A 23,711-nucleotide genomic window follows, 5' to 3' on the forward strand; every position below is an offset into this window, starting at 1 on the left:
AGAGTTTTCCGGTGATTTTTCCTGGCTGGGAAAGGAACGGAAGACGATGAAGGCATCGCAGTTTTCGGACGCCCAGAAGGCGTTTATTCTGAAGCAGGGTGATGAAGGGGTGTCGGTTGCGGAGATCTGCCGGAAGGCGGGGATCAGCCAGGCGACCTACTTCAATTGGAAGAAAAAGTATGCCGGCATGTTGCCGCCGGAGATGAAGAAGCTGAAGCAGCTCGAGGATGAGAACGCGCGATTGAAGAAGATCGTCGCGGATCTGACGCTGGACCGCGAGATGCTGCAGGATGTCATTCGGCGAAAGCTCTGAGGCCTGCTCGGAAGCGGGAGGTGGTGAAGGGCATGTGTCGGGATTGGATGATCTCGATCCGGCGTGCCTGTGGAGCGTTGAACTTTGATCGGTCGACCTACCACTACACCTCTCGCCGTCCCGATCAGGCCGGTCTGGAACGTCGTATCCGCGAGATCTGCGAGACACGTGTGCGCTACGGCTACCGCCGTGTGCACGTGTTGCTCGAACGCGAGGGTTGGGGCACCAACATCAAGCGAACCTATCGCATCTACAGGGACTTGGGCCTGCAGTTGCGGAACAAGACTCCGAAGCGCAGGGTCAGGGCGAAGCTTCGGGAAGATCGTCAGACGGCGGTTGGTCCAAACGATGTGTGGGCGATGGACTTCGTGCATGATCAACTGGCCACCGGCAAGAAATTGCGGGTTCTGACCGTGGTCGACACCTTCTCACGCTATGTGCCGGTGCTTGATCCGCGTCACAGCTATCGAGGTGAGGACGTTGTGCAAACCTTGGAACGGGTGTGCCGGAAAGTCGGCTATCCGAAGACGATCCGTGTGGACCAGGGGACGGAGTTCGTGTCCCGCGATCTTGACCTTTGGGCCTACGCAAAAGGCGTCGTCCTGGACTTCTCACGGCCGGGAAAGCCGACCGACAATGCCTTCATTGAGGCCTTCAACGGTCGCTTCCGAGCGGAATGCCTGAACCAGCATTGGTTCCTGACCCTTGCGGATGCCCGCGAAAAGATGGAGGATTGGCGTAGATACTACAATGAGGAGCGACCTCATGGTGCGATCGGCAACAAGGTTCCGATCTCGTTGGTGAATTCAGGGGGCGCAACCAGTCCGCCTCCCTGAAACAAGCCGGAAAACTCTAACCTCCGGCGGTCCAACGTTTGGGAGCGGTTCAATCCTGGGGCGGACTCTAGTTATTTCTGGAGGAGTTTCAGGGGTCACCTCAGCTTCGATCGATCGGCCTAACCGATCAGTCCTACATTCTGACCGGGCATAGTTGTGGCGCGACCATCGCCTTCCAAGCCGCGCTTGAGGCACCGAGCTATCACGGTCTCGACGACGCCCTTGAAATGCCGACGCCGGTCGCCCTCATCGGCTTGAACGGGCTCTATGACCTTCCGTCGTTGGTCCACGATCTCGGTCCGGCGCATGACATTCTCAGCACGGACTACAAAATCATGCTGTCGAATGCATTTGGCGCGGATGAAAGCAAGTGGCCCGGATACAGCCCAGCTCGGTTTGATCCTGATCGGATCGCCGAACGCCTTTCCAGGGGCCGAGCGCCACAGCTTGCTGTCGCCGATCAAAGTGAAGACGACCAGCTCGTGCCGATGAACCAGTTAGACCGGCTGGCGACGAACCTGCGAAAAGTTAACGGACTGCAAGTCACCATTGGAAACAACTGCACAGGCAAGCATGCGGCGCCATGGCAGCAGGGCTTCATGATTTGGGATAGCGTCCGCAACGCTAAAGTATCGGCGGATCGCCTTTAACGACCGATCAGGCAGGATCTGTGCGTTCAATCTCGCCAGCGGAACACACCCACGCCCCAAGACGGTTGAAGCGTTTGTGAAGCTGGTTACGAGGCTCGCATTCCCGACAGCGTAGAACGATTGTGTGACCAGCCAATCTTTCTTTCGTTAAGACACAAGGTAGTGCGGCTGGCCGGGGGGGTGGAACCGGCACTCCTCTCGGAACTGGATTTTGAAGTGAATCGCGGGTTTCCACAGAGCTAAAATTTCACGGGCGGCGGCCCTTCAAACAAGAGTCGAAGGGTCGACCGACGCTCCTAGACGACACCTGTCCTTTGGGACCACCTGTCCGATTTACACGCTATAGCCCGATATCACCGCACACGTTCACGCGTGGGCTTCAAAGCGGATGATCTATCGCCTTCTATCTCCACAAGAGCAAGAACGTGGAGATACAGTATGAGCGCTGCCCCGCATGTCGCCCGCAGAACAATCCGCCGGCAACAGTTACGAGAGATCGTGCCGCTTGCCGACAGCACGATCTATGACATGGAGCAGCGAGGAGAATTCCCGCAGCGCTTCTATCTCACCTCGCGCTGCGTCGTCTGGGACTTGGCAGAGGTCGAAGCTTGGCTCGACGCTCGACGCCGTGCCTGTCGGGCTAACGCTGTTAAACGCGCTCCCAGTCCCGACGTGAGATTGCGCCGTTCGCGGCCCGTCAAACACTAGGCTCGAGCTCAAGAAGCTCCATCGTTGCGGGGAGCAGAGTCGGGACGTACTTCCGCCCTAAAACCCACGCGTCCACCAGAGTTGACCACTCCTGCATCATATGCCGGCGTTGATGCTCGTACTCTGCCTTGTTGTAGACACCACGCGATGACCTTCCGTCTTCGTGGGCTAGGCACTTTTCGATCCAGTCGCTGTTGAAACCGAGCTCATTCAATAGGGTAGAGCCTGTGCGTCGAAGATCGTGAACAGTGAAGGGTTCGAGTGGCAGCCCCTCCTTTTTCGCCCTGACAACGACCGCGGTCGTGATCCGGTTGAACGTTGCCCGCGACATCGGCGCGTCAGCGTCATATCGCGACGGAAGGACGTAGCGCGAATTGCCCGCGCAAGTTTTCAGCGCGATGAAGATGTCGACGGCCTGCTGTGACAGGTAGACGTTGTGTGCCTTCGACCGCTTCATTCGCTCCTTGGGTATCGACCAGACGGCGTTCTCGAAATCGACTTCATCCCACGTCGCGTCCTGCAGCTCGCTTTTCCTGACCATCGTTAGGAGGAAGAGCTTCATTCCCAGCCGTATAGTCGGCAGGGTCGGTACATGCTCGAGCTGACCGAGCATAACGCGGATCTCCGCAGGTGACAGTGAACGATCCTTCGGGACGAAGGTCGCGATAGACGCGGGCCCAACTTCATCCGCTGGGTTGGCGACCTTCTCGCCGTGCAAGATCGCGAACGCAAAGATTAGCTTCACGATATCCCGTACATGCACGGCCGTCGCTGGAGCGCCGCGATCCTTCACCTTCCCGCACATCATGCGGAGATCGTCAGGGGTGATCTCCGTCAGAAGCCTATTTCGAAACGTCGGCAGGATGTCGCGCTCGTAGATCGAGCGCCGCATAGCGCGCGTGCTTTCCGCCATGCGCGACTCCTGGAACCAATTCTCGCCGAACTCGCCGAACCTCTTCGCCTCCTTCAGTCGCCGCTTGTCGTGCTGCTTCTCTTGAGCAGGCGACCGGCCCTCAGAAATGGCCCGCTTCGCATCGATCAGCTTCTCGCGAGCTCTGGCAAGTGAAAGGCCCTCTGGGCCGTAGCGGCCGAGCGTCAGCGTCTCGCGACGTCCGTTGAGGCGGTAGTCGTACCGGAACACGATCGCCCCCGACGGCTGGACCACGACGTACATACCGTCACGATCGCTCACCTTGTACAATTTCTTTTGTGATCTCAGTGCCTTAATGGCCGTGTCAGTAAGCATAGGTGCCTCCAAAACTGTCCTAACAACAGCAGAGAGGCACCGATTATACCGTCAGGCCAAAACAGGGGGCGCTGGAAGCGCAATTCCCATTCTGATTCAGCCAGTTACCGCCAAAAACGATACCGTCATCAGCTCTCTTAGCCTTGACGGTATAGCGAAATCCCCAATCGAACAAGTTCCCCCATACCGTCTGCTATACCGTCAAATCGGAGCACTGCCCCTCGATAGATGACGATAGACGCCGCAATATTTATCCTTAAATTTCAATCGGTTGCGTCGTACTGCAGCGTATAAACGGATACTGCCGGAGGGGTAAAAATCATTCCCACTCGATCGTGCCGGGCGGCTTGCTCGTCACGTCATAGACCACCCGGTTGATGCCGCGCACCTCGTTGATGATGCGGGTGGCGGCGCGTCCGAGGAAGCCCATGTCGAAGGGGTAGAAATCGGCGGTCATACCGTCGACCGACGTCACGGCGCGCAGGGCGCAGACATGGTCATAGGTGCGCCCGTCGCCCATGACACCGACGGTACGCACGGGCAGCAGTACGGCGAAGGCCTGCCAGATCGTGTCGTAGAGGCCGGCCTTCCGGATCTCGTCGAGATAGATGGCATCGGCCTTGCGGAGGATGTCCAGCTTCTCGGCTGTGATCTCGCCGGGGATGCGGATGGCAAGGCCCGGTCCCGGGAAGGGATGGCGGCCGACGAAGCTGTCGGGCAGGCCGAGTTCGCGGCCGAGGGCGCGCACCTCGTCCTTGAACAGCTCGCGCAATGGCTCGACGAGCTTCATGTTCATGCGCTCGGGCAGACCGCCGACATTGTGGTGGCTCTTGATGGTGACCGATGGCCCGCCCGTGAACGATACGCTCTCGATCACGTCCGGATAGAGCGTGCCCTGGGCGAGGAATTCGGCACCGCCAACGGCCTTCGCCTCCTTCTCGAACACCTCGATGAACAGGCGCCCGATGGTCTTGCGCTTCGTCTCAGGGTCGGTGACGCCGGCAAGCTCGCCAAGGAAGAGGTCGGCGGCGTCCACGTGGACCAGCGGGATGTTGTAGTGGCCGCGGAAGAGGTCGACGACCTCTTTCGCCTCGTTCTGGCGCATCAGGCCGTGGTCGACGAAGACGCAGGTCAGCTGCGAGCCGACCGCCTCATGGATCAGGACGGCCGCCACCGACGAGTCGACGCCGCCCGACAGGCCGCAGATCACCTTGCCCTTGCCGACCTGCGCACGGATCTTGGCGATCATCTCCTGCCGGTAGGCCGACATGGTCCAGTCGGACCGGGCCCCGGCAATCCTGTGGACGAAATTCTGGATGAGCTTTGCGCCGTCGGGCGTATGCACAACTTCCGGGTGGAACTGCACGGCGTAGTAGTTGCGAGCCTCGTCGGCGATGGCCGCGAAGGGAGCATTGTCGGAGGTCGCGACCACCTCGAAACCCTCGGGGAGTTGCGTGACGCGGTCGCCGTGGCTCATCCAGACCTGATGGCGCGTACCCGGCTCCCAGACCCCCTCGAACAGTTTTGACGACTTGTGGACGTCGAGGAAAGCGCGGCCGAACTCGCGGTGATGCCCGGCCTCCACCTTGCCGCCAAGCTGCTCGGCCATGGTCTGCTCGCCGTAGCAGATGCCGAAGACGGGCAACCTCTCGTCGAAGATCAGCTGCGGCGCGCGGGGCGAGAAATCCTCGGTCACCGAAGCCGGGGAGCCGGACAGGATCACGCCCTTCGGCTTCAGCCTGCGGTAGGCGGCCTCCGCCGACTGGAAGGGATGGATCTCGCAGTAGACCCCCGCCTCGCGCACGCGGCGCGCGATGAGCTGCGTCACCTGCGAACCGAAATCGATGATCAGGATGGTGTCGTGCTGGGTCATGGACAGCCCGTAGTCGATCAACTGTTCCGCTGCAAGATCGCCAGGTAAAACCCGTCCGTTCCTGTCCGCAACGGTGACAGCTGAACGCCAAGGCCGGGCGCCGAGACAAGGTCGTCGCGCTCCGACAGCGTGTCGGGGGCAAGCGCCAGAACCTCGCCCGGATCAACCGGTTCGAAATCCGCATTGATTTCGAGGAAGGCAGCGATTCGGTGGTCATTCTCGCGCGGGATGACCGAGCAGGTGATGTAGGCGATCCGCCCGCCCGGCTTCACCAGCCTTGCCGCGCGGTCCAGCACCAGGTCCTGCTCCTTCATCCGTTCATCGAGCGCGCCGGGGCGCACGCGCCACTTGGTGTCGGGGTTGCGCCGCCAGGTTCCGATGCCGGTGCAGGGTGCATCGACCAGCACGAGGTCCATCCGCCCGGCGAGATCGGCAAGCGGTTCGTCGCCCCGGCCTCTCGGCGTGCGCACCTGCACGTTGCGGGCACCGGCACGGGTCAGTCGCTCGTGGATCGGCGCAAGACGCCGCGCATCGGCGTCGGTCGCGTAGATCTGGCCGGAATTGTCCATCAGCGCCGCAAGTTCGAGCGTCTTGCCGCCACCGCCGGCACACAGGTCCACCACCTGAAGGCCAGGCGCTGCCCCGGCCAGGGCGGCCACCACCTGCGACCCCTCGTCCTGAATTTCGAACAGGCCCTTGATGAACTCGGGTGTCGCCTGCAAGGTCGGCCCGCGGCCATCCTCTCCGGCGGCGAAGCGCAGGCCCGTCGGCGCATGGGGCGTTATCGCGGGGTTCAGGTGCGCAAGCGCCGGGATGAGCCGCTGACGCTCGGCCTTGAGGGTGTTGACGCGAATGTCGATGGGGGCACGGGTGGCCAGCGCCTGCATCTCCTCGACCAGCCCATCGCCAAAGGCCGCGGCAAGGTCTTCCGACAGCCAATCCGGAAAATCGCCGGCAACATGGGGCGGCGCATCGGCGAGCGACGGCGCGGCAAGACGCGCCGCCTCTTCCGCACTCAGCGGCTCCGGAGCAAAACGCTCGCCCGTGCACAGGAGGGCGATCCCGGCAGCGTCCATGCCGCGGGCGAGAACCAGGGTCCCCAGAAGGATCGCACGGGGGCCGGCATCGCCCATCACATGAGCTGCCGACGCCCTCCGGCGCAGCGCGTCATAGACGAGGCTGGCAATGGCCGCACGGTCCTTCGAGCCAGCAAAGCGATGGGCAAGACCCCAGTCCTTCAAGGCATCGGGCGCGGGCCTGCGGCGCTCCGCGATATCGGCGAGCACCTCGATGGCGGCGGAAAGGCGGGCTGCGGGCGTCACGGACAGGCTCCGGGCGCGGCGCCCGGCGGAACCGGAGCGCCAGACGGGCAAGGGAGCTTCCTGTTAGACGGATTGGGCGCGGCCGCAAAGTCCGCACGGTCCGGGCGTCTCAGCCGAACCGCACCACATTGTGCTCGTGCCGGTCGACCGGAACCGGCGGATGAACGCGGTTCCGCCCGGCGGCCTTCGCCGCATAGAGCGCGGCGTCCGCCTCTGCAATGGCCTCGCTGAGGCTGTCCGGGCTGTCGATCCGCCCGACGCCGACACCCGCCGAAATGGTCACGACGCCGGCATGCGACCGGTCGTGCGGGATGGCAAGGGCCTCCACCGCCCGGCGCATGCGCTCGGCAACCTGGACCCCGTCCAGCATGTCGGCCTCCGGCAGGATGACAACGAATTCCTCGCCACCATAGCGGCCGACGATGTCGCCGCCGCCGCGCACCGCGCTGCGGATCGCCCCGCCGGTCAGCGACAGGCAACGATCTCCCTCCAGGTGGCCGTAGCGGTCATTGAAACCCTTGAAGTGATCCACATCGATCATCAGCACGGCGAAGGGCTGTCGGCGCGCCTCGGCTCCGGCGAACAGCGCGGCCGCCCGCGTATCCACCCCACGCCGGTTGGCAAGGCCCGTCAGGGCATCGACATGGGAGATGCGCTGGAGGTCATCGGCGGTGCGCTGCAGGTCGCGGGCCGCCAGATTGTCCTTCAGGCGCATCAGGAACGACCGGCGCACGTCGCGCTCGATGTAGTAGTTCGCCATCAGCGAGACCCAGGCCGCGATGATCAGCCCGTAGGACGAGGTGATCGCCGCCTCGAACGGCATCGTCGGATGAAGCGCGCAGATGACGCCGTGGGCGACGATGGTCACCGCAGACAGGATCACTGCAGCCGTGAACGAGGGTCTCAGAACGGCATTGGCGTAGATGAGCACGATCACGACGAAATACTGATAGTGGCTGGCAAGGGGGTCGCGCGACACCGCGAACACGGCGAGCACTCCCGCCACCATCGCCAATGGCACGCTGATCATCAGCAGATTGCGGACGGCCGGGCCGGGAGAGCGATGGACCATGTAGCTGGCCGCGAGCAGCCAGGGCGTCACCAGGCCGAAATGCACCACCAGCGCCAGATTGAAGGCATCGCGCGCCAGCAGCCAGTCGCCGATCAGGAACAGATTGTAGACGACAACCGTGCGCACGATGACGATACGCAGGAGCTTTGCCCGCCGGTGCGCGATATCCACCTCGAAGCGGCTTTCCACCGGTTCAGGGAAGACGAGGTTCCACTGGCGCGCCGCCTGGGCGCGCCCGATGTCCTCGAGACTGACCTTGATCTCCTGCGTCATTGCGCGAAGGGCCTTGTGGCAGAGATGCGACAAGGATGCGCGCCAGACATGAATCGTTGGATAATTGCGCGCCGCACCGGCCGCGATGCACACAATTTGCGGGAAAAACGGTGGACGAGACCTTATCGAAACCTCTCAAAAGTCGGCGACCTTTGCCCCTGCCATGCGGCGTGGTCCTCGGCGCCCAACCGGAAACGCAGACGCGGGTGCGATCCGGTTGAACCTTTTTCCGCGTGGGAGCGACCGACACTGCGAAGGGGTGACATGCACAGCCCATCCCGAGCACAAGGAACGCCATCATGACTTCGCTCAAGACCCTCGCCCTCGCCGCCGTCGCTGTCGCCGGCGTCAGCATGTACGCGACTGCCGACGCCGAAGCCCGCGGCTTCCGTGGCGGCGGTGGCGGCTTCCACCGCGGCGGCGGAATGCATCTCGGTGGCATGCGCCATTTCGGCGGCCGCCATCTCGGCTTCCACCGTCATGGCGGTCTGCATCGCCTCCATCTCGGCCCGCGCCGCGGCATCTGGCGGCACGGCCGCTGGATCGGTCTCGGCGTGGTCGGTGTCGGCGCCAGCTGCTACCGCTACCAGTGGATCCAGACGCCCTACGGCGCGGTTCGCCGCCTCGTGAACATCTGCGCCTACTGATCGGGGATCGCGGGGCCTCTCACCTCCGCCAAGCCCTCAACGACGCAAGCCCCGGCCAACTGGCCGGGGCTTGTTCGTTCAGCAAAGGCGGCGACAACCGGATATCGCGTCCCCGTCTTGAACCTTTTCCCGCGCTGGCGCGACCCATGAAGCGAGGAAGGCGCCGCAAGGCTCTTCCGCCCGGTCCCGCGGACCGGCTTCCATGCCGTGCATGCCCTCCCGTTTCCCCACTTCGCCCCGGTGCCAGCACCGGGGCTTTTTTCTTGGGATACAGGAACTTTCTCGGGGTACAGGAACGATGAGGGTTCAGAGCAGGGCGACGGCGATCCGTCCCGTCAGAACCATCAGGATGATGCAGCCGACAAAGAAGACGGCTGCTCGCAGGCGCAGGTCGTTCGACGTGACGTGAACGAACGAATGCGCGAAGCGCGACGCCACGAAGGCCCAGGCCAGCGTCACGGTGAGCCAGCCGGTCGCCCCGGTCACGATAGCGGCCAGCACCAGGGCATAGAACAGCACCGGCACCTCGAACTGGTTGGAAAAATTGTTGGCGGCCTGGCGGGCTCCGGTGGGCCAGGCCTCGCCGGACAGGGCGATGTCCTTCAGACGGACCTCGCGCGAGTACAACGCCCGGCGCCTGCGGTAGCCCATCACCAGCATGACGGCGAAGGCCAGGACGACCTGCGCCAGCATTGGCCAGACCAGCGCGCTCACGGCCGGATTTACGTTACCCATCACAATGTCCTCCCGAACCGGCCAGACCACATTTTTCGCTGGCCTATCGCTACGGAACCGATCATGCTGCTGCCACGTTGGTCAAGGATATGGTCAGTCCGTCAGACAACGCCGACGACGATTGCGGCCGAAGGGCCAGAATTTTGCGGGGGGCGACCCGCTCAAACGATCTGGGAGATCCTGTCATGCGTCTTTCCACCAAGGGGCTTCGCGCCTCGCTCTTCGCCGGCGCAGTTGCGCTTGGCTTCGCTCTTGTTCCGGTCACCGGAGCCCAGGCGGCATCCGCCATGGATCGCGCCGGCGTGGGTTCGGCGATTGATTCCGTTCAGCCGATGGAAATGCAGCGCCGCGGCGGTGGTTTCCGTGGCGGCGGCTTCCGCGGTCCGCGTCCGGGTCCCGGTCGTCGTGGCGGCGGTCGTGGCTTCGGTCCGGGTGCCGCTCTCGGCCTCGGCGCGGCTGCGCTGATCATCGGTGGTGCAGCTGCGGCGGCCTCCGCGAACCGCGACCCGCGCGAGTGCTGGATCGAGCGTCGCTGGGTTGACACCCCGTACGGTCCGGAGCGTCGCCGGGTTCGCGTCTGCGATTGATCAGACCGTTCAGAGAATCAGGAAAGGCGGCCTTCGGGCCGCCTTTTTTGTTGCTCCGACGGGATCGGGGCAGAAGCTGCCGTCCTCAGACCCGCCCGCCATTCGGATAGTTCGGGCTCTCGCGGGTAATCGTCACGTCGTGGACATGGCTCTCGCGCAGGCCCGCACCGGAAATGCGCACGAACTGGGCATCGGCCCGGAAGGCGGCGAGATCCTTCGCTCCCGTGTAGCCCATGGCAGCCCGCAGACCGCCTACCAGCTGGTGAACCACCGTTGAGACCGGCCCCTTGTAGGCCACCTGCCCCTCGATGCCCTCCGGCACAAGCTTCAGCGCATCCTTCACTTCGGCCTGGAAGTAGCGGTCGGCCGAGCCGCGCGCCATGGCGCCCACCGAGCCCATCCCGCGATAGCTCTTGTAGGAGCGTCCCTGCCACAGATAGACCTCGCCCGGCGCCTCGTCCGTGCCGGCGAGCAGGCCGCCGATCATGGCCACCTCCGCGCCTGCGGCCAGCGCCTTGGCGAGATCGCCGGAGAACTTGATGCCGCCGTCGGCGATCACCGGCGTGCCGGTCGCCTGCGCGGCCTCGACGCTTTCCATGATGGCGGTGAGCTGTGGCACGCCGACGCCGGCGACGATTCGCGTCGTGCAGATCGAGCCGGGGCCGATGCCGACCTTGATGGCGTCCGCACCCGCATCGATGAGGGCACGGGTGCCCGCGCCGGTCGCGACATTGCCGGCGACCACCTGCACCTTGTTGGACAGCCGCTTGATGCGCGTCACCTGATCGAGAACCATCTGCGAATGGCCATGGGCCGTATCGACCACGACGAGGTCGACACCGGCATCGATCAGCATCTCGGTGCGCTCGTAGCCCTGCTCGCCGACAGTGGTCGCGGCGGCGACGCGCAGCCGCCCCTGCTCGTCCTTGCAGGCATGCGGATTGGCCACCTGCTTCTCGATGTCCTTCACGGTGATCAGCCCGGTGCAGCGATAATGCTCGTCCACGACCAGCAGCTTCTCGATGCGGAACTGGTGCAGGAGGCGTTTGGCCTCTTCCTGGGTGACGCCCTCGCCTACCGTGATGAGCCGGTCCTTGGTCATCAGTTCGGAGATCGGCTGGTCGGGTCGGGTGGCGAACCGCACGTCACGATTGGTCAGGATGCCGACCAGCTTGCCGGCCTTGCCGTTCGGCCCGCGCTCGACCACCGGGAAGCCGGAAAAGCCGTGCTTCTTCATCAGTGCCTGGGCATCCGCCAGCGTCTCGTCGGGATGGATGGTGATCGGGTTGAGCACCATGCCGCTCTCGAAGCGCTTGACCTGTCGCACATGGTCGGCCTGCACGTTGGGATCGAGATTGCGGTGGATGACTCCGATGCCGCCGGCCTGCGCCATGGCAATGGCCATGCGGTATTCGGTCACCGTATCCATCGCCGACGAGATGACCGGGATGTTGAGCGTGATGGACCGCGTGATCCGTGTCCGCACATCCACGTCGCCCGGCATGACATCCGAGAGCCCGGGCCTCAGCAGCACATCGTCGAAGGTCAGCGCTTCCTCGAGGGAGGTCAGACGGGCCATGGCCAACTCCAGCATCGGGTAAAGCCGGTCCGGCCCTCTCGATACGCAAGAGGAGCGGTTGCGGCGGGTTTCGGGTTGGCGATGCCTGCTAGCACGACTCGCCGACACCTCCAACACGCCTTTGCGTCAGGGCGGGCAGAATCTTTTCGTGCGACGCCGCGAATGCTGACACGCGCCTGAAATGCAGTCCGTTCAAGGTGTTTCGCAGACCGGAGGCGAAACCGTCCCCGGTCGCGGCATCGTGACCGCCCGGTTCGGACGGCCGCGCGTCCCGCACGCTACATGACGGTTTGAACCTGACGGGGCGCTGCGGCGACCCACCGTGTGAGGTGCGAACGGAGCCCGGCTCCGGACGGCCTTGCCCGGAGCCCGTCATGGTCACGAACCGCACGCAGTTCACTCTCCCTTACCTGATCGCCGCCGTCACCATGACCGTCGCACCAACCCTTCTGTTCCTGGCCGCCAGCGCGGCGCTTGTGGCCGTCACCGGCCCGGCCCCGGCGCGTGGCGAGGACATGCCGCGCCCGCAGGCGGCAGCGCCTGCCGCGGTGGCGTCGGCGCCACAGGCTGTCGCAGGGGCCGCCGACCAGCGCCGAATCGAGATCCGCGGCGGCGCAAGCGCGGACATGACCGACTCGCTCGGGCGTCCGGTTCGACTGACCTTCAGCCGTGTCATCAGCGACGGCACCTGTGCCCCCCGCGCCCGGGCCTGCCGCCCCTCCGCCCCCGTGGTGGAGATCAGGGCCGAGTTCGCGGGCGGTCGCTCGCAGGTCTATCGCCTGTCGTCCGCCGCTCATCTTGGCGCGCCGGTCGTGCCCGTCCAGGGCCGCTTCCTCGCCTTCGGTGAACTCGTCATGCCGCCGCGCGACATGTCCAGCGGCAATCGGCGCCCGGGGCTCGACGCCCATGTGCTGCGGCTCACGCTGACCCCCTGAAGCCCGCCTGCCCTTCCGCCCGCGCCCGGCATGGCCTATGTGAGCCGTGCATGGGATGGTGATGATGGTAACGCGAGACGAGGTGACGCGCGCGCTCGAGCGCGTGGAACTCCCCGACGGAAAGACGCTTGCCGGCTCGGGTCGGCTCTCCGACATCGTGGTCGACAGCGGCAAGGTGATGGTGGCGATCGCCATCGATCCGGCCGAGGCCGGCCCCATGGAGCCGGTGCGGGCGGCAGCGCAGTCGGCCATCGGCGGCATTCCCGGCGTGACCGGTGCTCTGGTCTCGCTGACAGCGGACCGGCCGGCCAGCCGGGCACCGGACCGCCCCCCGCCTCCTTCAACCCGCCCGAATGTGCCGCCTGGCCGCCCCCAGCAGCCCCCCTCCCCGAAGGCGGCCGCCATCGAGGGTGTGAAGCACGTCATCGCGGTTGCCTCCGGCAAGGGTGGTGTCGGCAAGTCGACCACCGCCTGCAATCTGGCGCTGGCGCTGGCGGCCAACGGGCAGAAGGTCGGCATCCTCGATGCCGATATCTACGGCCCGAGCCTGCCGAAGCTGTTCGGCCTGCATGGCAAGCCGCGCGTGGTGTCGGGGCGCACGCTGGCTCCGCTCGACGGCTTTGGCGTCAAGGTCATGTCCATCGGCTTCATGGTCGAGGAAGAGACGCCGATGATCTGGCGCGGGCCCATGGTCATGAGCGCCATCACGCAGATGCTCCGCGAGGTGCAGTGGGCGACGCCAGGCAGCGGCCTGGATGTGCTGGTGGTCGACATGCCGCCGGGCACGGGCGATGCCCAGCTCACCATGGCGCAGGCAACGCCCCTGTCGGGCGCCGTCATCGTCTCCACCCCGCAGGACCTTGCCCTGATCGATGCCCGCCGCGGCGTCGCCATGTTCCGCAAGACCGAGGTCCCGATCCTCGGCATCGTCGAGAACATGAGCTTTTTCATCGCTCCCGACACCGGCCGGCGCTACGACATCTTCGGTCATGGCGGCGCCCGGAGGGAAGCGGACCGGCTGGGTGTGCCCTTCCTCGGCGAAGTGCCGCTCGACATGGATCTGCGCGAGCGGTCAGACGCCGGCCGCCCGATCGTCGCGACAGACCCGGACAGCCCGCATTCGGCCGTCTATCGCGAGATTGCCCGGCAGATCTGGGCAAGCCTGACCGGCACCGGCGATGTGACGATCAGGACGCCGCCGAAGATCGTGATCGAGTGAGCATCGTGGCTGGAGCTCCCCTCATCGTCCCCGATCCCTCCGATCCGCGGCTGACCGAGCGCGTCACCGGCATCAACGAGCGTGGCGAGAGGCTGGAAACGTCCGTGACGGTCGAGCGACCCTTGACGCTCTACCTGAACGCCCAGGAGATCGTCACCATGATGACGATCGGCGACTATCCGGACTATCTGGCCATCGGCTACCTGCTGAATCAGAACATGCTGAAGCCGACCGATACGGTCACCGGCGTCGACTACGACGAAGACCTGCAGGTGGTGGTGGTCCGAACCGAAACGCACACCAATTTCGAGACCAAGCTGAAGAAGAAGACCCAGACGTCGGGCTGTGCCCAGGGGACGGCATTCGGCGACCTGATGGAGGCCTTGTCGGACACGCGGTTGCCGCAGGCGGAGTTCCGCACGTCCTGGCTCTACCGCCTGACCCACGCCATCAACACCATGCCCTCGCTCTATTTGGAGGCCGGCGCCATTCACGGCTGCGTCCTGTGCCGTCAGGACCGGCCGCTCGTCTACATGGAGGATGTCGGCCGCCACAATGCCGTCGATAAGATCGCCGGCTGGATGTTCCGCCATGGCGAGACCGGCGCCGACAAGATCTTCTACACGACCGGCCGGCTGACCTCCGAAATGGTCATCAAGACGGTGCGCATGGGCATTCCCATCCTCGTCTCGCGCTCGGGCTTCACCGCCTGGGGCGTGCAACTGGCCCGCGATCTCGGCCTCACCCTCATCGGCCGCGCCCGAGGCAAGCGATTCGTAGCCCTCGCCGGCGAGGACCGCATCGTCTTCGATCAGGATCTGTCCTTCGTCGAAGACGAGAGCGCCCGCCACCGCCGCAAGGGCGCGGACGATTGACCGGCCACCTGCCGGGGAGAGCGCGATGACGGACAGGGCCTATCCCGCGACACTCGGCGTGCTGCTTGCCGGCGGCCTCGCCCGCCGCATGGGCGGCGGTGACAAGCCGCTGCGCGCGGTCGGTGCCCGCACCATCCTCGACCGCGTCGTGGAACGCGTCGCGCCGCAATGCGACGGCCTGGTCGTCAATGCCAATGGCGACCCTGCCCGCTTCGGCTTTCTCGGCCTGCCGGTGGTGGCTGACAGCGTGCCGGGCTTTGCCGGACCGCTCGCCGGTGTTCTCGCCGCGCTCGACTGGGCCCGCGCCAGCCGGCCCGGCTGCGAATGGGTGATGTCGGTGGCAACCGATTCGCCGTTTCTGCCGCACGACCTTGCCGCCGGCCTGCATGCCGCCCGGCAGGCGGCGGGGACGCCGCTCGCCTGCGCGCTGTCGGACGGCCAGACCCACCCGGTCATCGGCCTCTGGCGGGTCGACCTGGCCGACGACCTGCGCCACGCGCTGGTGGTGGAAGACATGCGCAAGATTGACCGCTGGACGGCCCGGCACGGCATTGCCCATGCCGAGTGGCCGGCCGAGCCCTACGATCCCTTCTTCAACGCCAATGCCCCGGATGACCTGGCAGCAGCCGAGGCCGTCCTGCGCGACCATCCGCACGCTTGAATGGTTCTGAAGCAGTGCTAGGTTGAAGTGATAACAAGAGCTTCAGACAAACGGGGGACACCATGAAGTCGATGATCCTGGCATTTGCTGCCGCCATCGTGATCGCCATCGGCGCCGGCTGGGTGCTCAACCAGTCCTATCTCCAGACCGCCAGTTCAAGCTTCGTCGGCTCTGGAACCCAGCTGCGCGGAAGCGAGGCAGGCTCCAACCTCGTCGGCCAGGACTGGTCCGGTACGGCGCGGCCGAACTGAGCCGCCTGCTCAGCGCAGCATCTCGTAGGCGAGGTAGCCGACACTGTCGCCCGGCTCGATCCGGGTGACGGGTTCCGGCAGCTCGACCAGGCCGTGCGTGGCCGTGAGCGAGGTGATCACGCCTGCGCCGTCCCGTGGATATTTCCGCGCCTCGATCATGCCATCGGCGCCGCGGCGCAGGATGACGCGCACATATTCGCGGCGCCCCTGCTTCTTGGAATAGGCGAAGGCTGCGCGCACGGGCAGCGCCAGCGGCCGCTCGACCGTGCCGCCGGCGAGCGCTGTCAGAAACGGCCTGACCACATGGGCGAATGTGACGAAAACGGCGACCGGGTTGCCGGGCAGACCGATGAAGGCCGTTCCCTGCCCCTCCCTACCCGTATTGATGACACCCATGGCAACCGGACGCCCGGGCTTGATGGCGAGCCGCCACAGGGACAGCGTGCCGGCAGCTTCCACGGCGGCCTTCACATGATCCTCCTCGCCGGTCGACACGCCGCCGGAGGTAAGGATGAGGTCGTGGCCGGGCGCGGCCGCAACCAGCGCATCGCGCACCGCCTCGTGGCGGTCCCTCAGGATGCCGAGATCGGTCACGTCCGCCCCGAGCCGGCGGATCAGCGCAGCCAGCGTGAACCGGTTGGAATCGTAGAGCTGGGCCGGACCGAGCGGTGCCCCCGGCGAGACCAGTTCGTCACCGGTGGAAAAGACCGCGACCTTCAGGCGCCGGCGCACGGTGAGGTGGCCGAGACCGAGGGCGGCCGCCAGCGCCACGGCCTCCGGCGTGATCCGCCGGCCCGCTGCGAGCGCCAGCGCCCCGCGTGCCAGATCCTCGCCCGCCGGCCGGCAATTGGCGCCGACCGCAAGGCCTGGCGGCAGGATCACGCGCGCACCGTCCAGGCGGACGTCCTCCTGCATGAAGACCGTGTCGGTGCCGTCCGGCATCGCGGCTCCGGTGAAGATGCGGACAGCCTGCCCGGCCTCGCTGCCACCCGGCCCCGCTCCGGCTGCCACCCGTCCGCCGACCGGCAGCAAGGTCTCGGCGCCCGGCCGCAGGTCGGCGAAGCGGACGGCATAGCCATCCACGGCCGAGTTGAAGAACGGGGGCAGATCGACAGGCGCCAGCAGGTCTTCGGCAAGGATGCGGCCATCGGCCTGCGAAAGCGATACGCGCTCCGTCTCTGCCACCGGCGCAAGCCTTGCCGTGACGCGCTCCAGCGCCTCCTCCACCGTCAGGAGGTTGCCACCGAAGGCGAACTGGTCGGACGAGAGCTGCGCCATGGGCTGTTGCTAGAGCATTTCGCGCCCAGGCGAAACCATCAGGCCGGTCCGGGCGGGACAAGCCGCTCCGGTCGGCCGGCAGCCGCCAGAATGGCGACAACGGCAGACCGCGGCTCGGCATGGGCAAGGAGCAGATCGGTCAGCGCGGCAATGTCGTCGATATCGGCAACGGGGCCCGACCAGCCGGCGACGGGGCCGTCTGCCGCGACCGCCCGCACATTCGGAACCTGCGAGAACAGGAACGGCTTGCCGTTGGCGGCGCGATGAACCTCGACCTTCGGATGAGCGGAGGTCTTGAAGCCCTCGACGATGACGAGATCGACCGCGGACATGCGCTGAAGCAGGTCGCCCAGGCCTGGCTCGGGCTCGTCCCGCAATTCGCGGATCAGGGCCCAGCGGCCGGCGGACGCCGCCATGACCTCGGTTGCCCCGGCCATGCGATGCTCGTAGCTGTCCTTGCCGGGGTGATCGACCTCGAAGGCATGGTGGGCATGTTTCACCGTCGACACCGTCAGGCGACGGCGGACAAGTTCCGGAATGACCCGGGTCAGCAGCGTCGTCTTGCCTGCCCCGCTCCAGCCGGCGAGGCCGATGATCTTCATAATGCTTGCTCCGCAGCGCCGGCTCGATCGTGACGGCCCCGCACTGAAATGCAATCGGGTCCGACCTCGGCCGGACCCGACACGATACTCTGACGGAGAAACAGTCCTATTCCGCGGGCTGGCCGGCCGCATGCGGGTGGGTCATACCCTTGCCCCTCTCTTCCTCGACCCAGAGCGAGTGGTGCTCCCTGGCCCAGTTGAGATCGACCTCGCCGGTGGTCATGGCATCAGCCGCGCCCTCCATGCCGACCGAGCCGATATAGATGTGTGCGAGCATGATGGCGATCAGCAGCACCGAAACCACGCCGTGGACGATGTTCCAGAACTGCAGAGCCAGCACGCCGCCGGCCGCAGCCGGGAACAGCATGTAGACGCCGGATATCGACAGCAGGGCGCCGCCGATAATCACCGACCAGAAGATCATCTTCTGGCCGCCGTTGAACTTGCGTGCCGGCGGATGGACGCCCTTGCTGAACAGGCCGCCGCCCTGCATGAACCAGCGGATGTCCGTTCCGGTCGGAATGTTGTGGATCACCCAGACCACGAACATGAAGGCAAGGCCAAGCATGAACGGCCAGGCAAGATAGTTGTGGGCGAACTTGGCCCATTGCGAGAGGACGGCGAACGACGATTCCCCGATGATCGGCAGAAGGATGAACTTGCCGAACGTGACGTTGAGGCCGGACAGGGCGAGGATGATGAAGCAGCCGGCGGTCAGCCAGTGGATCATTCGCTCGACGGCCGAGAAGCGCAGGATCGTCGCGCCCGAACGGCCGGCCTCGATCATGATCCGGCCACGCATCAGATAGAACAGCGCCAGAACCGCCGTCATACCGAGGATAGCGATGGCGCCGAGCCAGAGCATGGTGCCCTGGTGGAAGACCCGCCACGCCTGTCCTTGCGGCTGGATGAGGTTGCCAGCGCTGGCGTCGGGGATTGTGATCCGGCCGGACAGCGTCGTGCCGGCGCCCGGCGTTCCCGCCCTGAGCGCCTCCATCAGCTGGCGTTCCTGCGCAGCCGATGCGGTCGGATTGACCGTTGCCGGCTGCTGGGCATGGGCCGCCGGAGCGACGAGCAACACCAGTGCCAGAGCAAACAGGCCAAGGAGCGAGGCAAAAGACCGAAGCGAGACGCGCATCGGAGGGTCCTCCTGCAGACGGGGCCCTCGGGCAACCCGTCCGGATGTGATCAGGTCGGCGGCAGGACGAGCCCGCCGCCGCATGAATCGATGGCTCAGATGGCGATGGTCTCTTTGTACGCCGTCTGCCAGCCCCAGGCACCGGAGCCATAGCCGCGCTTGAGCACCCGCTCCTTGTAGATCGTGGTGATCATCTCGCTGTCGCCGGCAAGCAGGGCCTTGGTGGAGCACATTTCCGCGCAGATGGGCAGCTTGCCCTCGGCGAGGCGGTTGGCGCCGTAGGAGGCATATTCCGCCCGCGTTCCGTCAGCCTCGGGGCCGCCGGCGCAGTAGGTGCACTTGTCCATCTTGCCGCGCGAGGAGAAGTTGCTCACGCGCGGATATTGCGGCGCTCCGAAGGGGCAGGCGTAGAAGCAGTAGCCGCAGCCGATGCACAGCTCCTTGGAGTGCAGCACCACCGCATCAGCGGTCGTGTAGAAGCAACTCACCGGGCACACCGCCGCGCAGGGCGCGTCGGTGCAGTGCATGCAGGCCATGGAGATGGATCTCTCTCCGGGCTTGCCATCGTTGATGGTCACGACGCGCCGGCGATTGATGCCCCAGGGCACGTCGTGCTCGTTCTTGCAGGCGGTGACGCAGGCGTTGCACTCGATGCAACGGTCGGCATCGCAGAGGAACTTCATGCGGGCCATTGTTCAGGTCCTCCCTCTCACGCTGCCGCGATCTGGCAGAGCGTGGCCTTGCCTTCGTGCATGCCCGTCACCGGGTCATAGCCGTAGGTGGTCACTGTGTTGACGCTCTCGCCGAGCACGATCGGATCGGTGCCGGGCGGATAATTGCCGCGCTGATCGGCGCCCTGATACCAGCCACCGAAGTGGAACGGCATGAAGGCGACACCCGGTCCGACGCGCTCGGTCACAAGCGCCTTCACCCGTGCGCGGCCCCCTTCCGGCCCGGAGACCCAGACCACCTGGCCATCGGCAATGCCGCGCTGCCCGGCATCCCGCGGATTGATCTCCACGAACATGTCCTGCTGCAGCTCGGCCAGCCACTTGTTGGAGCGCGTTTCCTCGCCGCCGCCCTCGTATTCCACCAGACGTCCGGAGGTGAGCACGATCGGGAAGTTGCGGGCGACGCCCTTCTCCACGGCACCCTTCTGGTAGGTGGTGTGGAGGTTTGGCATGCGCAGCGACCGCTCATCCGCGCGGGCCGGCCAGGCTGCGACCAGATCGGGGCGCGGCGAATAGATCGGCTCGCGGTGGGTCGGCACCGGGTCCGGCAGGTTCCACGCATAGGCGCGGGCCTTGCCGTTGCCGAACGGACAGACGTTCTTCTCGAGGCACACCCGCTGGATGCCGCCCGACAGATCGGTCGCCCAGCTGACCGCGCCGGGATTGGCGCCGCCCTGCCGCTCGATCTGTGCCTTTTCCTCGGCCGTCAGGTCGGCATCCCAGCCCAGCCGCTGGAAGACGGCATAGGTGAACTCCGGATAGCCGTCCTGGATCGGCGACCCCTCGTTCCAGGAGTTCTGGGCGAGCAGCGTCTGTCCGTTGCGCTCCAGGCCGAAGCGCGGGCGGAAGGCGCCGCCGCCATCCATCATCCGAAGGTTGGTGTTGTAGAGGATCGGCGATCCGGGGTGGCGAACCTCCGGCTTGCCCCAGCACGGCCAGGGCAGGCCGTAATAGTCGCCGCCGACATCGGCCACCTCTTTCGCAGCACGGAGCGTGACCAGATCGAACTTGTCCTGGTTCGCCATATGCGCCTTGAGGCGCTCGGGGGACTGGCCGGTATAGCCCGTCGACCAGGCGCCGCGATTGATCTCGCGCAGCAGGGACTCCGGCTCCGGCTCGTCGCCATACTTGCCCTTCACCATCCGGATATTCTTGAACATCTGGTCGGCGAAGCCGAGCTTCTGGGCGAGCTTGTACATGATCCAGTAGTCGTTGGCCGACTCGAAGATCGGTTCGACCACCTTCTCGCCCCACTGGACCGACCGGTTCGAGGCCGTTCGCGATCCGGTCGTCTCGAAGCTCGTGCAGGCCGGCAGCACATAGGTGCCGTTCTGCCGGTTGCCCAGCGAAACGAAATTGGTGGGATGCGGATCGACGACCACCAGCAGTTCCAGCTTTCCAAGGCCTTCGACAGCGCCCGGAATGCGCGGGATCGTGTTGCCGCCATGGCCCATGACGAACATGGCCTTGAGATTGTCCTTCTGATCGACCTGTTCGGTCGGCAGGACGGTCGCGTCGAACCAGCGGGTCGATGGCAGGCCCGAGGCCTCCATGTTCTGCTTTTTCGTGCGGGCCGCACGCCCGCCCTTGGCAGGCACTTCGTCGAAGCGGTCGACAAAATAGTCGTACGGCACCTCCCAGACACGACCCCAGTGACGCCAGGCACCCTCCACCAGCCCGTAATAGAGCGGCAGATTGCCGACATCGACGCCGAAGTCGGTCGCCCCCTGCACGTTGCAGTGGCCGCGGAAGATGTTGGCGCCGGTGCCCTGGGCGCCGACATTGCCGGTGAGCAGGAGCAGCGCACAATAGGCGCGGACATTGGCAGTACCCACCGAGTGCTGCGTGCCGCCCATGCACCAGATGAAGGTCGAGGGCTTCTCGGTGGCGAACTGCTTGGCGACCCGCTCCATCTGGGCACCCGAAATGCCGGAAATGTCCTCAACGGTCTTGGGGTCGTATTTCTCGACCTCCTTCAGCACCTCCGGCATGCCGTAGACGCGCTTGGCGAGGAAGTCCTTGTCCTCCCAGCCATTCTTCACGATGTGCCACATCAGGCCCCAGATCACCGCGATGTCGGTGCCCGACCGGAAACGGACATATTCGGTGGCATGGGCGGCGGTACGGGTGAAGCGCGGGTCGAAGACCACGACATTGGCGCGCTGCTGCTCCTTGCCGGAGAGGATGTGCTGCAGCGACACCGGATGCGCCTCGGCCGCATTGGAGCCGAAGAAGAAGACGGTCTTCGAGTTGCGGATATCGTTGTAGGAATTGGTCTGGGCGCCGTAGCCCCAGGTGTTCGCCACGCCGGCCACCGTGGTGGAGTGGCAGATGCGGGCCTGATGATCGACGTTGTTCGTACCCCAGAAGGCCGCGAACTTGCGGAACAGATAGGCCGCTTCGTTGGTGAACTTGGCCGAACCGAGCAGATAGACCGAGTCCGCGCCCGACTTGCCGCGGATCTCCATCATCTTGTCACCGATCTCGTTGAACGCCTGGTCCCACGAGATCCGCTGCCACTGGCCGTTGACGAGCTTGACCGGATGCTTCACCCGGCGCTCGCCATGGACGAGTTCGCGCACGGCCGCACCCTTGGCGCAATGCGTGCCGCGGTTGATCGGGCTCTCCCAGGCCGGCTCCTGGCCGGTCCACACGCCATTCTGCACCTCGGCCTTCACCGTGCAGCCCACCGAGCAATGGGTGCAGATGTTCTTGCGGATGGTAATCGCCACCCCTGGCTGGGGGGGGGAGACGGCTTCCGCCCTGCGCACGGCGCCAAGCGTCAGCGAGCCGACGGCAACGGCGCCGGCGACCGTGAGACCCGAGCGGGCGAGGAAGGTGCGGCGGTCCATGACGCCGGAGGTGAGCCCTGCGGCAAGGCCACCGAGGCGGGTGCGGGTGGCTTCCGCGGATTTGCGCCTGATCAGCATGGGACGCGCTCCTCAGTAGCGATTGGTGCGGTAAAAGGCCTGAACATGCGCGGAATTGGCCTGGTAGCGCGCCTTGATGCGCTCCTCCCGGCTCTCGCGCTGCGGGGTCTGGGCCTGTGCCTCGGCCGGCTCGGCGCCGACAACGGCAGCCGCGGCCACCGCCGATGCGCCCGTCATGGCCTTCAGAAAGTCACGGCGACCGGCCACGGCGCGATCCGCGTCGGGGGGCGTCGGGCGCTTCGTCTGTTTGGTGTCGGTCGGCATGACAACCTCCTTCAGAATTCCATTCTTCCCAGCCGTCATGCGGCGAAGGAAAAAGCCTCGCATTCAATGTCCATGAAGACGCTGCCCACCCGGCCAACAGCCCGGTAGAACGGCCTCGTCTCCATCGTTTCGAGATCGGCGAAGAAGCGTCGGACCCAGGGCTTGAGATGGGTCTCGAAAAACAGCTTCTCGCTATCATAGCCATCGCCTATCTCGCCAAGGGCAAGATTGGCCATCACGTCGAACAGCAGGGCGACATGATCCTCGGAGACGCGGGTGTCGTCCTCGCGCACGATGCCGAGCTTCACAAAATCGGCGCGGATATCCGCCAACGGCCGCTCATGCAGGAAGCCGGTGAGATAGTAGGACGCGTAAGGGAGCAGTTCGGACCGGCCGACCCCGATGAAGAGGTCAAAAAACTCACGGCCAACAGCCTCCTCAGTCGCGGCCTCGGCTGCCGCAGCAAGCTCCACATGGGCCATGCCCAGTGGAGAGGCATCGCCCTTCAGCGAGGCAACCTCGTCCAGCACGGAAGCGGTCGGGGCCTTGAACAGGAGGAGAGCAAGCAAGCCATATTCGGCGGCACGCAGCCGGTCCATTTCGTCGGGACCGGCCTTTCCGGCCTCGCGCTGCGCCTTGTCCTCGCGCGCGGATTCCATGGCCATGGCGATGGACGAGCGAGCTTCCGGATAGAGATCGGGCCGCAGGATGTGGCGTCCGACACCGGTGAGATGCTCCACCGCGATCACCCGCTCGGGTGGCACCTTGCGCCAGTTCGATACCGAGGGCTGGGAAATGCCAAGGCCCTTCGCCAGGGCGCCAACCCCGCCGACCGCCTTGATCGCTTCTTCCAGTCCCCATTCGCGCATGATGCCGACTTGATCTCCCCAGGCCCCGGACGCTTCGGCTGCGTCCATAGCCGGATGCTGTGATGCTTCTTTTGCCTTAGAATAGCTACAAGCTATGGCTTGGCAAGGGTCGACGGC

General features: G+C 65.3%; 23 protein-coding genes. 10 read left to right on the forward strand and 13 right to left on the reverse strand.

The genetic code is table 11. The features are described 5' to 3' along the window. The first annotated feature begins 46 nt into the window (after positions 1-46). The 3 genes from ACTIFS_RS15660 to ACTIFS_RS15670 all read left to right on the forward strand — a co-directional run bounded on the left by ACTIFS_RS15660 (position 47) and on the right by ACTIFS_RS15670 (position 2,507). Positions 47-1,149, forward strand: a protein-coding gene (locus ACTIFS_RS15660) for an IS3 family transposase (RefSeq protein ID WP_439575055.1) whose coding sequence is annotated in 2 segments (ribosomal slippage) — positions 47-308 and positions 308-1,149 — 1,104 coding nt in all. Because the reading frame shifts where the segments join, the coding sequence is not laid out codon by codon here. Positions 1,150-1,376: 227 nt separating this feature from the next. Then, a complete protein-coding gene (locus ACTIFS_RS15665) occupies positions 1,377-1,799 on the forward strand; it encodes a hypothetical protein (protein WP_439575056.1) in 423 nt (140 codons plus the stop codon). A 438-nt stretch (positions 1,800-2,237) separates the two neighbouring features. After that, on the forward strand, positions 2,238-2,507 hold the full coding sequence (locus ACTIFS_RS15670; RefSeq protein ID WP_439575057.1) for a helix-turn-helix transcriptional regulator: 270 nt from the start codon (positions 2,238-2,240) through the stop codon (positions 2,505-2,507). Here ACTIFS_RS15670 and ACTIFS_RS15675 read toward each other — a convergent pair. From ACTIFS_RS15675 to ACTIFS_RS15690, 4 genes are all read right to left on the reverse strand, one after another. Next, positions 2,497-3,753: a tyrosine-type recombinase/integrase gene (locus ACTIFS_RS15675; protein WP_439575058.1), complete on the reverse strand. Its 1,257-nt coding sequence runs from the start codon at positions 3,751-3,753 to the stop codon at positions 2,497-2,499. The two genes, ACTIFS_RS15670 and ACTIFS_RS15675, sit on opposite strands and share 11 nt — an antisense overlap. Before the next feature lie 319 nt (positions 3,754-4,072). Beyond that, positions 4,073-5,626, reverse strand: a complete 1,554-nt coding sequence (gene guaA, locus ACTIFS_RS15680) for a glutamine-hydrolyzing GMP synthase (RefSeq protein ID WP_439575059.1) — start codon at positions 5,624-5,626, stop codon at positions 4,073-4,075. A gap of 17 nt (positions 5,627-5,643) precedes the next feature. Further along, the gene (locus ACTIFS_RS15685; RefSeq protein WP_439575060.1) at positions 5,644-6,948 is read right to left on the reverse strand and encodes an RsmB/NOP family class I SAM-dependent RNA methyltransferase; all 1,305 of its coding nucleotides are present in this window, start codon (positions 6,946-6,948) and stop codon (positions 5,644-5,646) included. Positions 6,949-7,057: 109 nt separating this feature from the next. Further along, positions 7,058-8,293, reverse strand: coding sequence for a diguanylate cyclase (locus tag ACTIFS_RS15690; protein WP_439575061.1), 1,236 nt, complete (start codon positions 8,291-8,293; stop codon positions 7,058-7,060). Positions 8,294-8,592: 299 nt separating this feature from the next. Between ACTIFS_RS15690 and ACTIFS_RS15695 the strand changes: the two genes are divergently transcribed. Next, complete coding sequence (locus tag ACTIFS_RS15695) at positions 8,593-8,940, forward strand: hypothetical protein (RefSeq protein WP_439575062.1); 348 nt, start codon at positions 8,593-8,595, stop codon at positions 8,938-8,940. Positions 8,941-9,246: 306 nt separating this feature from the next. Here the strand turns inward: ACTIFS_RS15695 and ACTIFS_RS15700 are convergent, their stop codons facing one another. Beyond that, positions 9,247-9,675 (reverse strand): MAPEG family protein, encoded by a 429-nt coding sequence (locus tag ACTIFS_RS15700; protein ID WP_439575063.1) that lies wholly within the window; start codon positions 9,673-9,675, stop codon positions 9,247-9,249. Positions 9,676-9,860: 185 nt separating this feature from the next. On the opposite strand from ACTIFS_RS15700, the gene ACTIFS_RS15705 reads away from it, so the two are divergent. Beyond that, positions 9,861-10,262: a hypothetical protein gene (locus ACTIFS_RS15705; RefSeq protein ID WP_439575064.1), complete on the forward strand. Its 402-nt coding sequence runs from the start codon at positions 9,861-9,863 to the stop codon at positions 10,260-10,262. Positions 10,263-10,347: 85 nt separating this feature from the next. Here the strand turns inward: ACTIFS_RS15705 and guaB are convergent, their stop codons facing one another. Next, positions 10,348-11,841: an IMP dehydrogenase gene (gene guaB / locus ACTIFS_RS15710; protein ID WP_439575065.1), complete on the reverse strand. Its 1,494-nt coding sequence runs from the start codon at positions 11,839-11,841 to the stop codon at positions 10,348-10,350. A 374-nt stretch (positions 11,842-12,215) separates the two neighbouring features. Here guaB and ACTIFS_RS15715 point away from each other — a divergent pair, with 374 nt between their 5' ends. From ACTIFS_RS15715 to ACTIFS_RS15735, 5 genes are all read left to right on the forward strand, one after another. Then, positions 12,216-12,776: a hypothetical protein gene (locus tag ACTIFS_RS15715; protein WP_439575066.1), complete on the forward strand. Its 561-nt coding sequence runs from the start codon at positions 12,216-12,218 to the stop codon at positions 12,774-12,776. Positions 12,777-12,837: 61 nt separating this feature from the next. Further along, positions 12,838-13,995 (forward strand): P-loop NTPase, encoded by a 1,158-nt coding sequence (locus ACTIFS_RS15720; RefSeq protein WP_439575067.1) that lies wholly within the window; start codon positions 12,838-12,840, stop codon positions 13,993-13,995. 5 nt (positions 13,996-14,000) lie between these two features. Next, on the forward strand, positions 14,001-14,870 hold the full coding sequence (locus ACTIFS_RS15725; protein ID WP_439575068.1) for a formate dehydrogenase accessory sulfurtransferase FdhD: 870 nt from the start codon (positions 14,001-14,003) through the stop codon (positions 14,868-14,870). Positions 14,871-14,895: 25 nt separating this feature from the next. Then, on the forward strand, positions 14,896-15,531 hold the full coding sequence (gene mobA / locus ACTIFS_RS15730) for a molybdenum cofactor guanylyltransferase MobA (RefSeq protein WP_439575069.1): 636 nt from the start codon (positions 14,896-14,898) through the stop codon (positions 15,529-15,531). 62 nt (positions 15,532-15,593) lie between these two features. Next, complete coding sequence (locus ACTIFS_RS15735; RefSeq protein ID WP_439575070.1) at positions 15,594-15,782, forward strand: hypothetical protein; 189 nt, start codon at positions 15,594-15,596, stop codon at positions 15,780-15,782. Between the two features lie 9 nt (positions 15,783-15,791). On the opposite strand, the gene ACTIFS_RS15740 is transcribed toward ACTIFS_RS15735, so the two are convergent. The 7 genes from ACTIFS_RS15740 to ACTIFS_RS15770 form a co-directional block, all read right to left on the reverse strand. After that, positions 15,792-17,060, reverse strand: a complete 1,269-nt coding sequence (locus ACTIFS_RS15740) for a molybdopterin molybdotransferase MoeA (RefSeq protein WP_439575071.1) — start codon at positions 17,058-17,060, stop codon at positions 15,792-15,794. A gap of 38 nt (positions 17,061-17,098) precedes the next feature. Next, positions 17,099-17,662 (reverse strand): molybdopterin-guanine dinucleotide biosynthesis protein B, encoded by a 564-nt coding sequence (gene mobB, locus ACTIFS_RS15745; RefSeq protein WP_439575072.1) that lies wholly within the window; start codon positions 17,660-17,662, stop codon positions 17,099-17,101. A 106-nt stretch (positions 17,663-17,768) separates the two neighbouring features. Further along, the gene (locus tag ACTIFS_RS15750; protein ID WP_439575073.1) at positions 17,769-18,800 is read right to left on the reverse strand and encodes a formate dehydrogenase subunit gamma; all 1,032 of its coding nucleotides are present in this window, start codon (positions 18,798-18,800) and stop codon (positions 17,769-17,771) included. Positions 18,801-18,895: 95 nt separating this feature from the next. After that, entirely contained in the window at positions 18,896-19,492 is a 597-nt protein-coding gene (gene fdh3B, locus ACTIFS_RS15755) for a formate dehydrogenase FDH3 subunit beta (protein ID WP_439575074.1), read from the reverse strand. A gap of 17 nt (positions 19,493-19,509) precedes the next feature. Then, complete coding sequence (locus tag ACTIFS_RS15760) at positions 19,510-22,461, reverse strand: formate dehydrogenase subunit alpha (protein ID WP_439575075.1); 2,952 nt, start codon at positions 22,459-22,461, stop codon at positions 19,510-19,512. A 12-nt stretch (positions 22,462-22,473) separates the two neighbouring features. Next, a complete protein-coding gene (locus ACTIFS_RS15765; RefSeq protein WP_439575076.1) occupies positions 22,474-22,725 on the reverse strand; it encodes a twin-arginine translocation signal domain-containing protein in 252 nt (83 codons plus the stop codon). 35 nt (positions 22,726-22,760) lie between these two features. Continuing rightward, on the reverse strand, positions 22,761-23,594 hold the full coding sequence (locus tag ACTIFS_RS15770) for a Cro/CI family transcriptional regulator (RefSeq protein WP_439575232.1): 834 nt from the start codon (positions 23,592-23,594) through the stop codon (positions 22,761-22,763). Between the last annotated feature and the right edge of the window lie 117 nt (positions 23,595-23,711).

Source organism: Phreatobacter sp. (genome assembly GCF_051860605.1).
In the GTDB taxonomy this organism is placed as follows: Bacteria; Pseudomonadota; Alphaproteobacteria; order Rhizobiales; family Phreatobacteraceae; genus Phreatobacter.

Excerpts from the sequence above, each read along its gene's own strand:
- ACTIFS_RS15765 (WP_439575076.1), bottom strand. The coding sequence starts at position 22,725 with ATGCCGACCGACACCAAACAGACGAAGCGCCCGACGCCCCCCGACGCG.
- mobA (WP_439575069.1), top strand. The coding sequence starts at position 14,896 with ATGACGGACAGGGCCTATCCCGCGACACTCGGCGTGCTGCTTGCCGGC.
- ACTIFS_RS15740 (WP_439575071.1), bottom strand. The coding sequence starts at position 17,060 with ATGGCGCAGCTCTCGTCCGACCAGTTCGCCTTCGGTGGCAACCTCCTG.
- ACTIFS_RS15700 (WP_439575063.1), bottom strand. The coding sequence starts at position 9,675 with ATGGGTAACGTAAATCCGGCCGTGAGCGCGCTGGTCTGGCCAATGCTG.
- ACTIFS_RS15665 (WP_439575056.1), top strand. The coding sequence starts at position 1,377 with ATGCCGACGCCGGTCGCCCTCATCGGCTTGAACGGGCTCTATGACCTT.
- ACTIFS_RS15675 (WP_439575058.1), bottom strand. The coding sequence starts at position 3,753 with ATGCTTACTGACACGGCCATTAAGGCACTGAGATCACAAAAGAAATTG.
- ACTIFS_RS15770 (WP_439575232.1), bottom strand. The coding sequence starts at position 23,594 with ATGCGCGAATGGGGACTGGAAGAAGCGATCAAGGCGGTCGGCGGGGTT.
- guaB (WP_439575065.1), bottom strand. The coding sequence starts at position 11,841 with ATGGCCCGTCTGACCTCCCTCGAGGAAGCGCTGACCTTCGACGATGTG.
- mobB (WP_439575072.1), bottom strand. The coding sequence starts at position 17,662 with ATGAAGATCATCGGCCTCGCCGGCTGGAGCGGGGCAGGCAAGACGACG.
- ACTIFS_RS15705 (WP_439575064.1), top strand. The coding sequence starts at position 9,861 with ATGCGTCTTTCCACCAAGGGGCTTCGCGCCTCGCTCTTCGCCGGCGCA.
- ACTIFS_RS15750 (WP_439575073.1), bottom strand. The coding sequence starts at position 18,800 with ATGCGCGTCTCGCTTCGGTCTTTTGCCTCGCTCCTTGGCCTGTTTGCT.
- ACTIFS_RS15670 (WP_439575057.1), top strand. The coding sequence starts at position 2,238 with ATGAGCGCTGCCCCGCATGTCGCCCGCAGAACAATCCGCCGGCAACAG.
- ACTIFS_RS15720 (WP_439575067.1), top strand. The coding sequence starts at position 12,838 with ATGATGGTAACGCGAGACGAGGTGACGCGCGCGCTCGAGCGCGTGGAA.
- ACTIFS_RS15695 (WP_439575062.1), top strand. The coding sequence starts at position 8,593 with ATGACTTCGCTCAAGACCCTCGCCCTCGCCGCCGTCGCTGTCGCCGGC.
- ACTIFS_RS15690 (WP_439575061.1), bottom strand. The coding sequence starts at position 8,293 with ATGACGCAGGAGATCAAGGTCAGTCTCGAGGACATCGGGCGCGCCCAG.
- ACTIFS_RS15715 (WP_439575066.1), top strand. The coding sequence starts at position 12,216 with ATGGTCACGAACCGCACGCAGTTCACTCTCCCTTACCTGATCGCCGCC.
- guaA (WP_439575059.1), bottom strand. The coding sequence starts at position 5,626 with ATGACCCAGCACGACACCATCCTGATCATCGATTTCGGTTCGCAGGTG.
- ACTIFS_RS15735 (WP_439575070.1), top strand. The coding sequence starts at position 15,594 with ATGAAGTCGATGATCCTGGCATTTGCTGCCGCCATCGTGATCGCCATC.
- fdh3B (WP_439575074.1), bottom strand. The coding sequence starts at position 19,492 with ATGGCCCGCATGAAGTTCCTCTGCGATGCCGACCGTTGCATCGAGTGC.
- ACTIFS_RS15760 (WP_439575075.1), bottom strand. The coding sequence starts at position 22,461 with ATGCTGATCAGGCGCAAATCCGCGGAAGCCACCCGCACCCGCCTCGGT.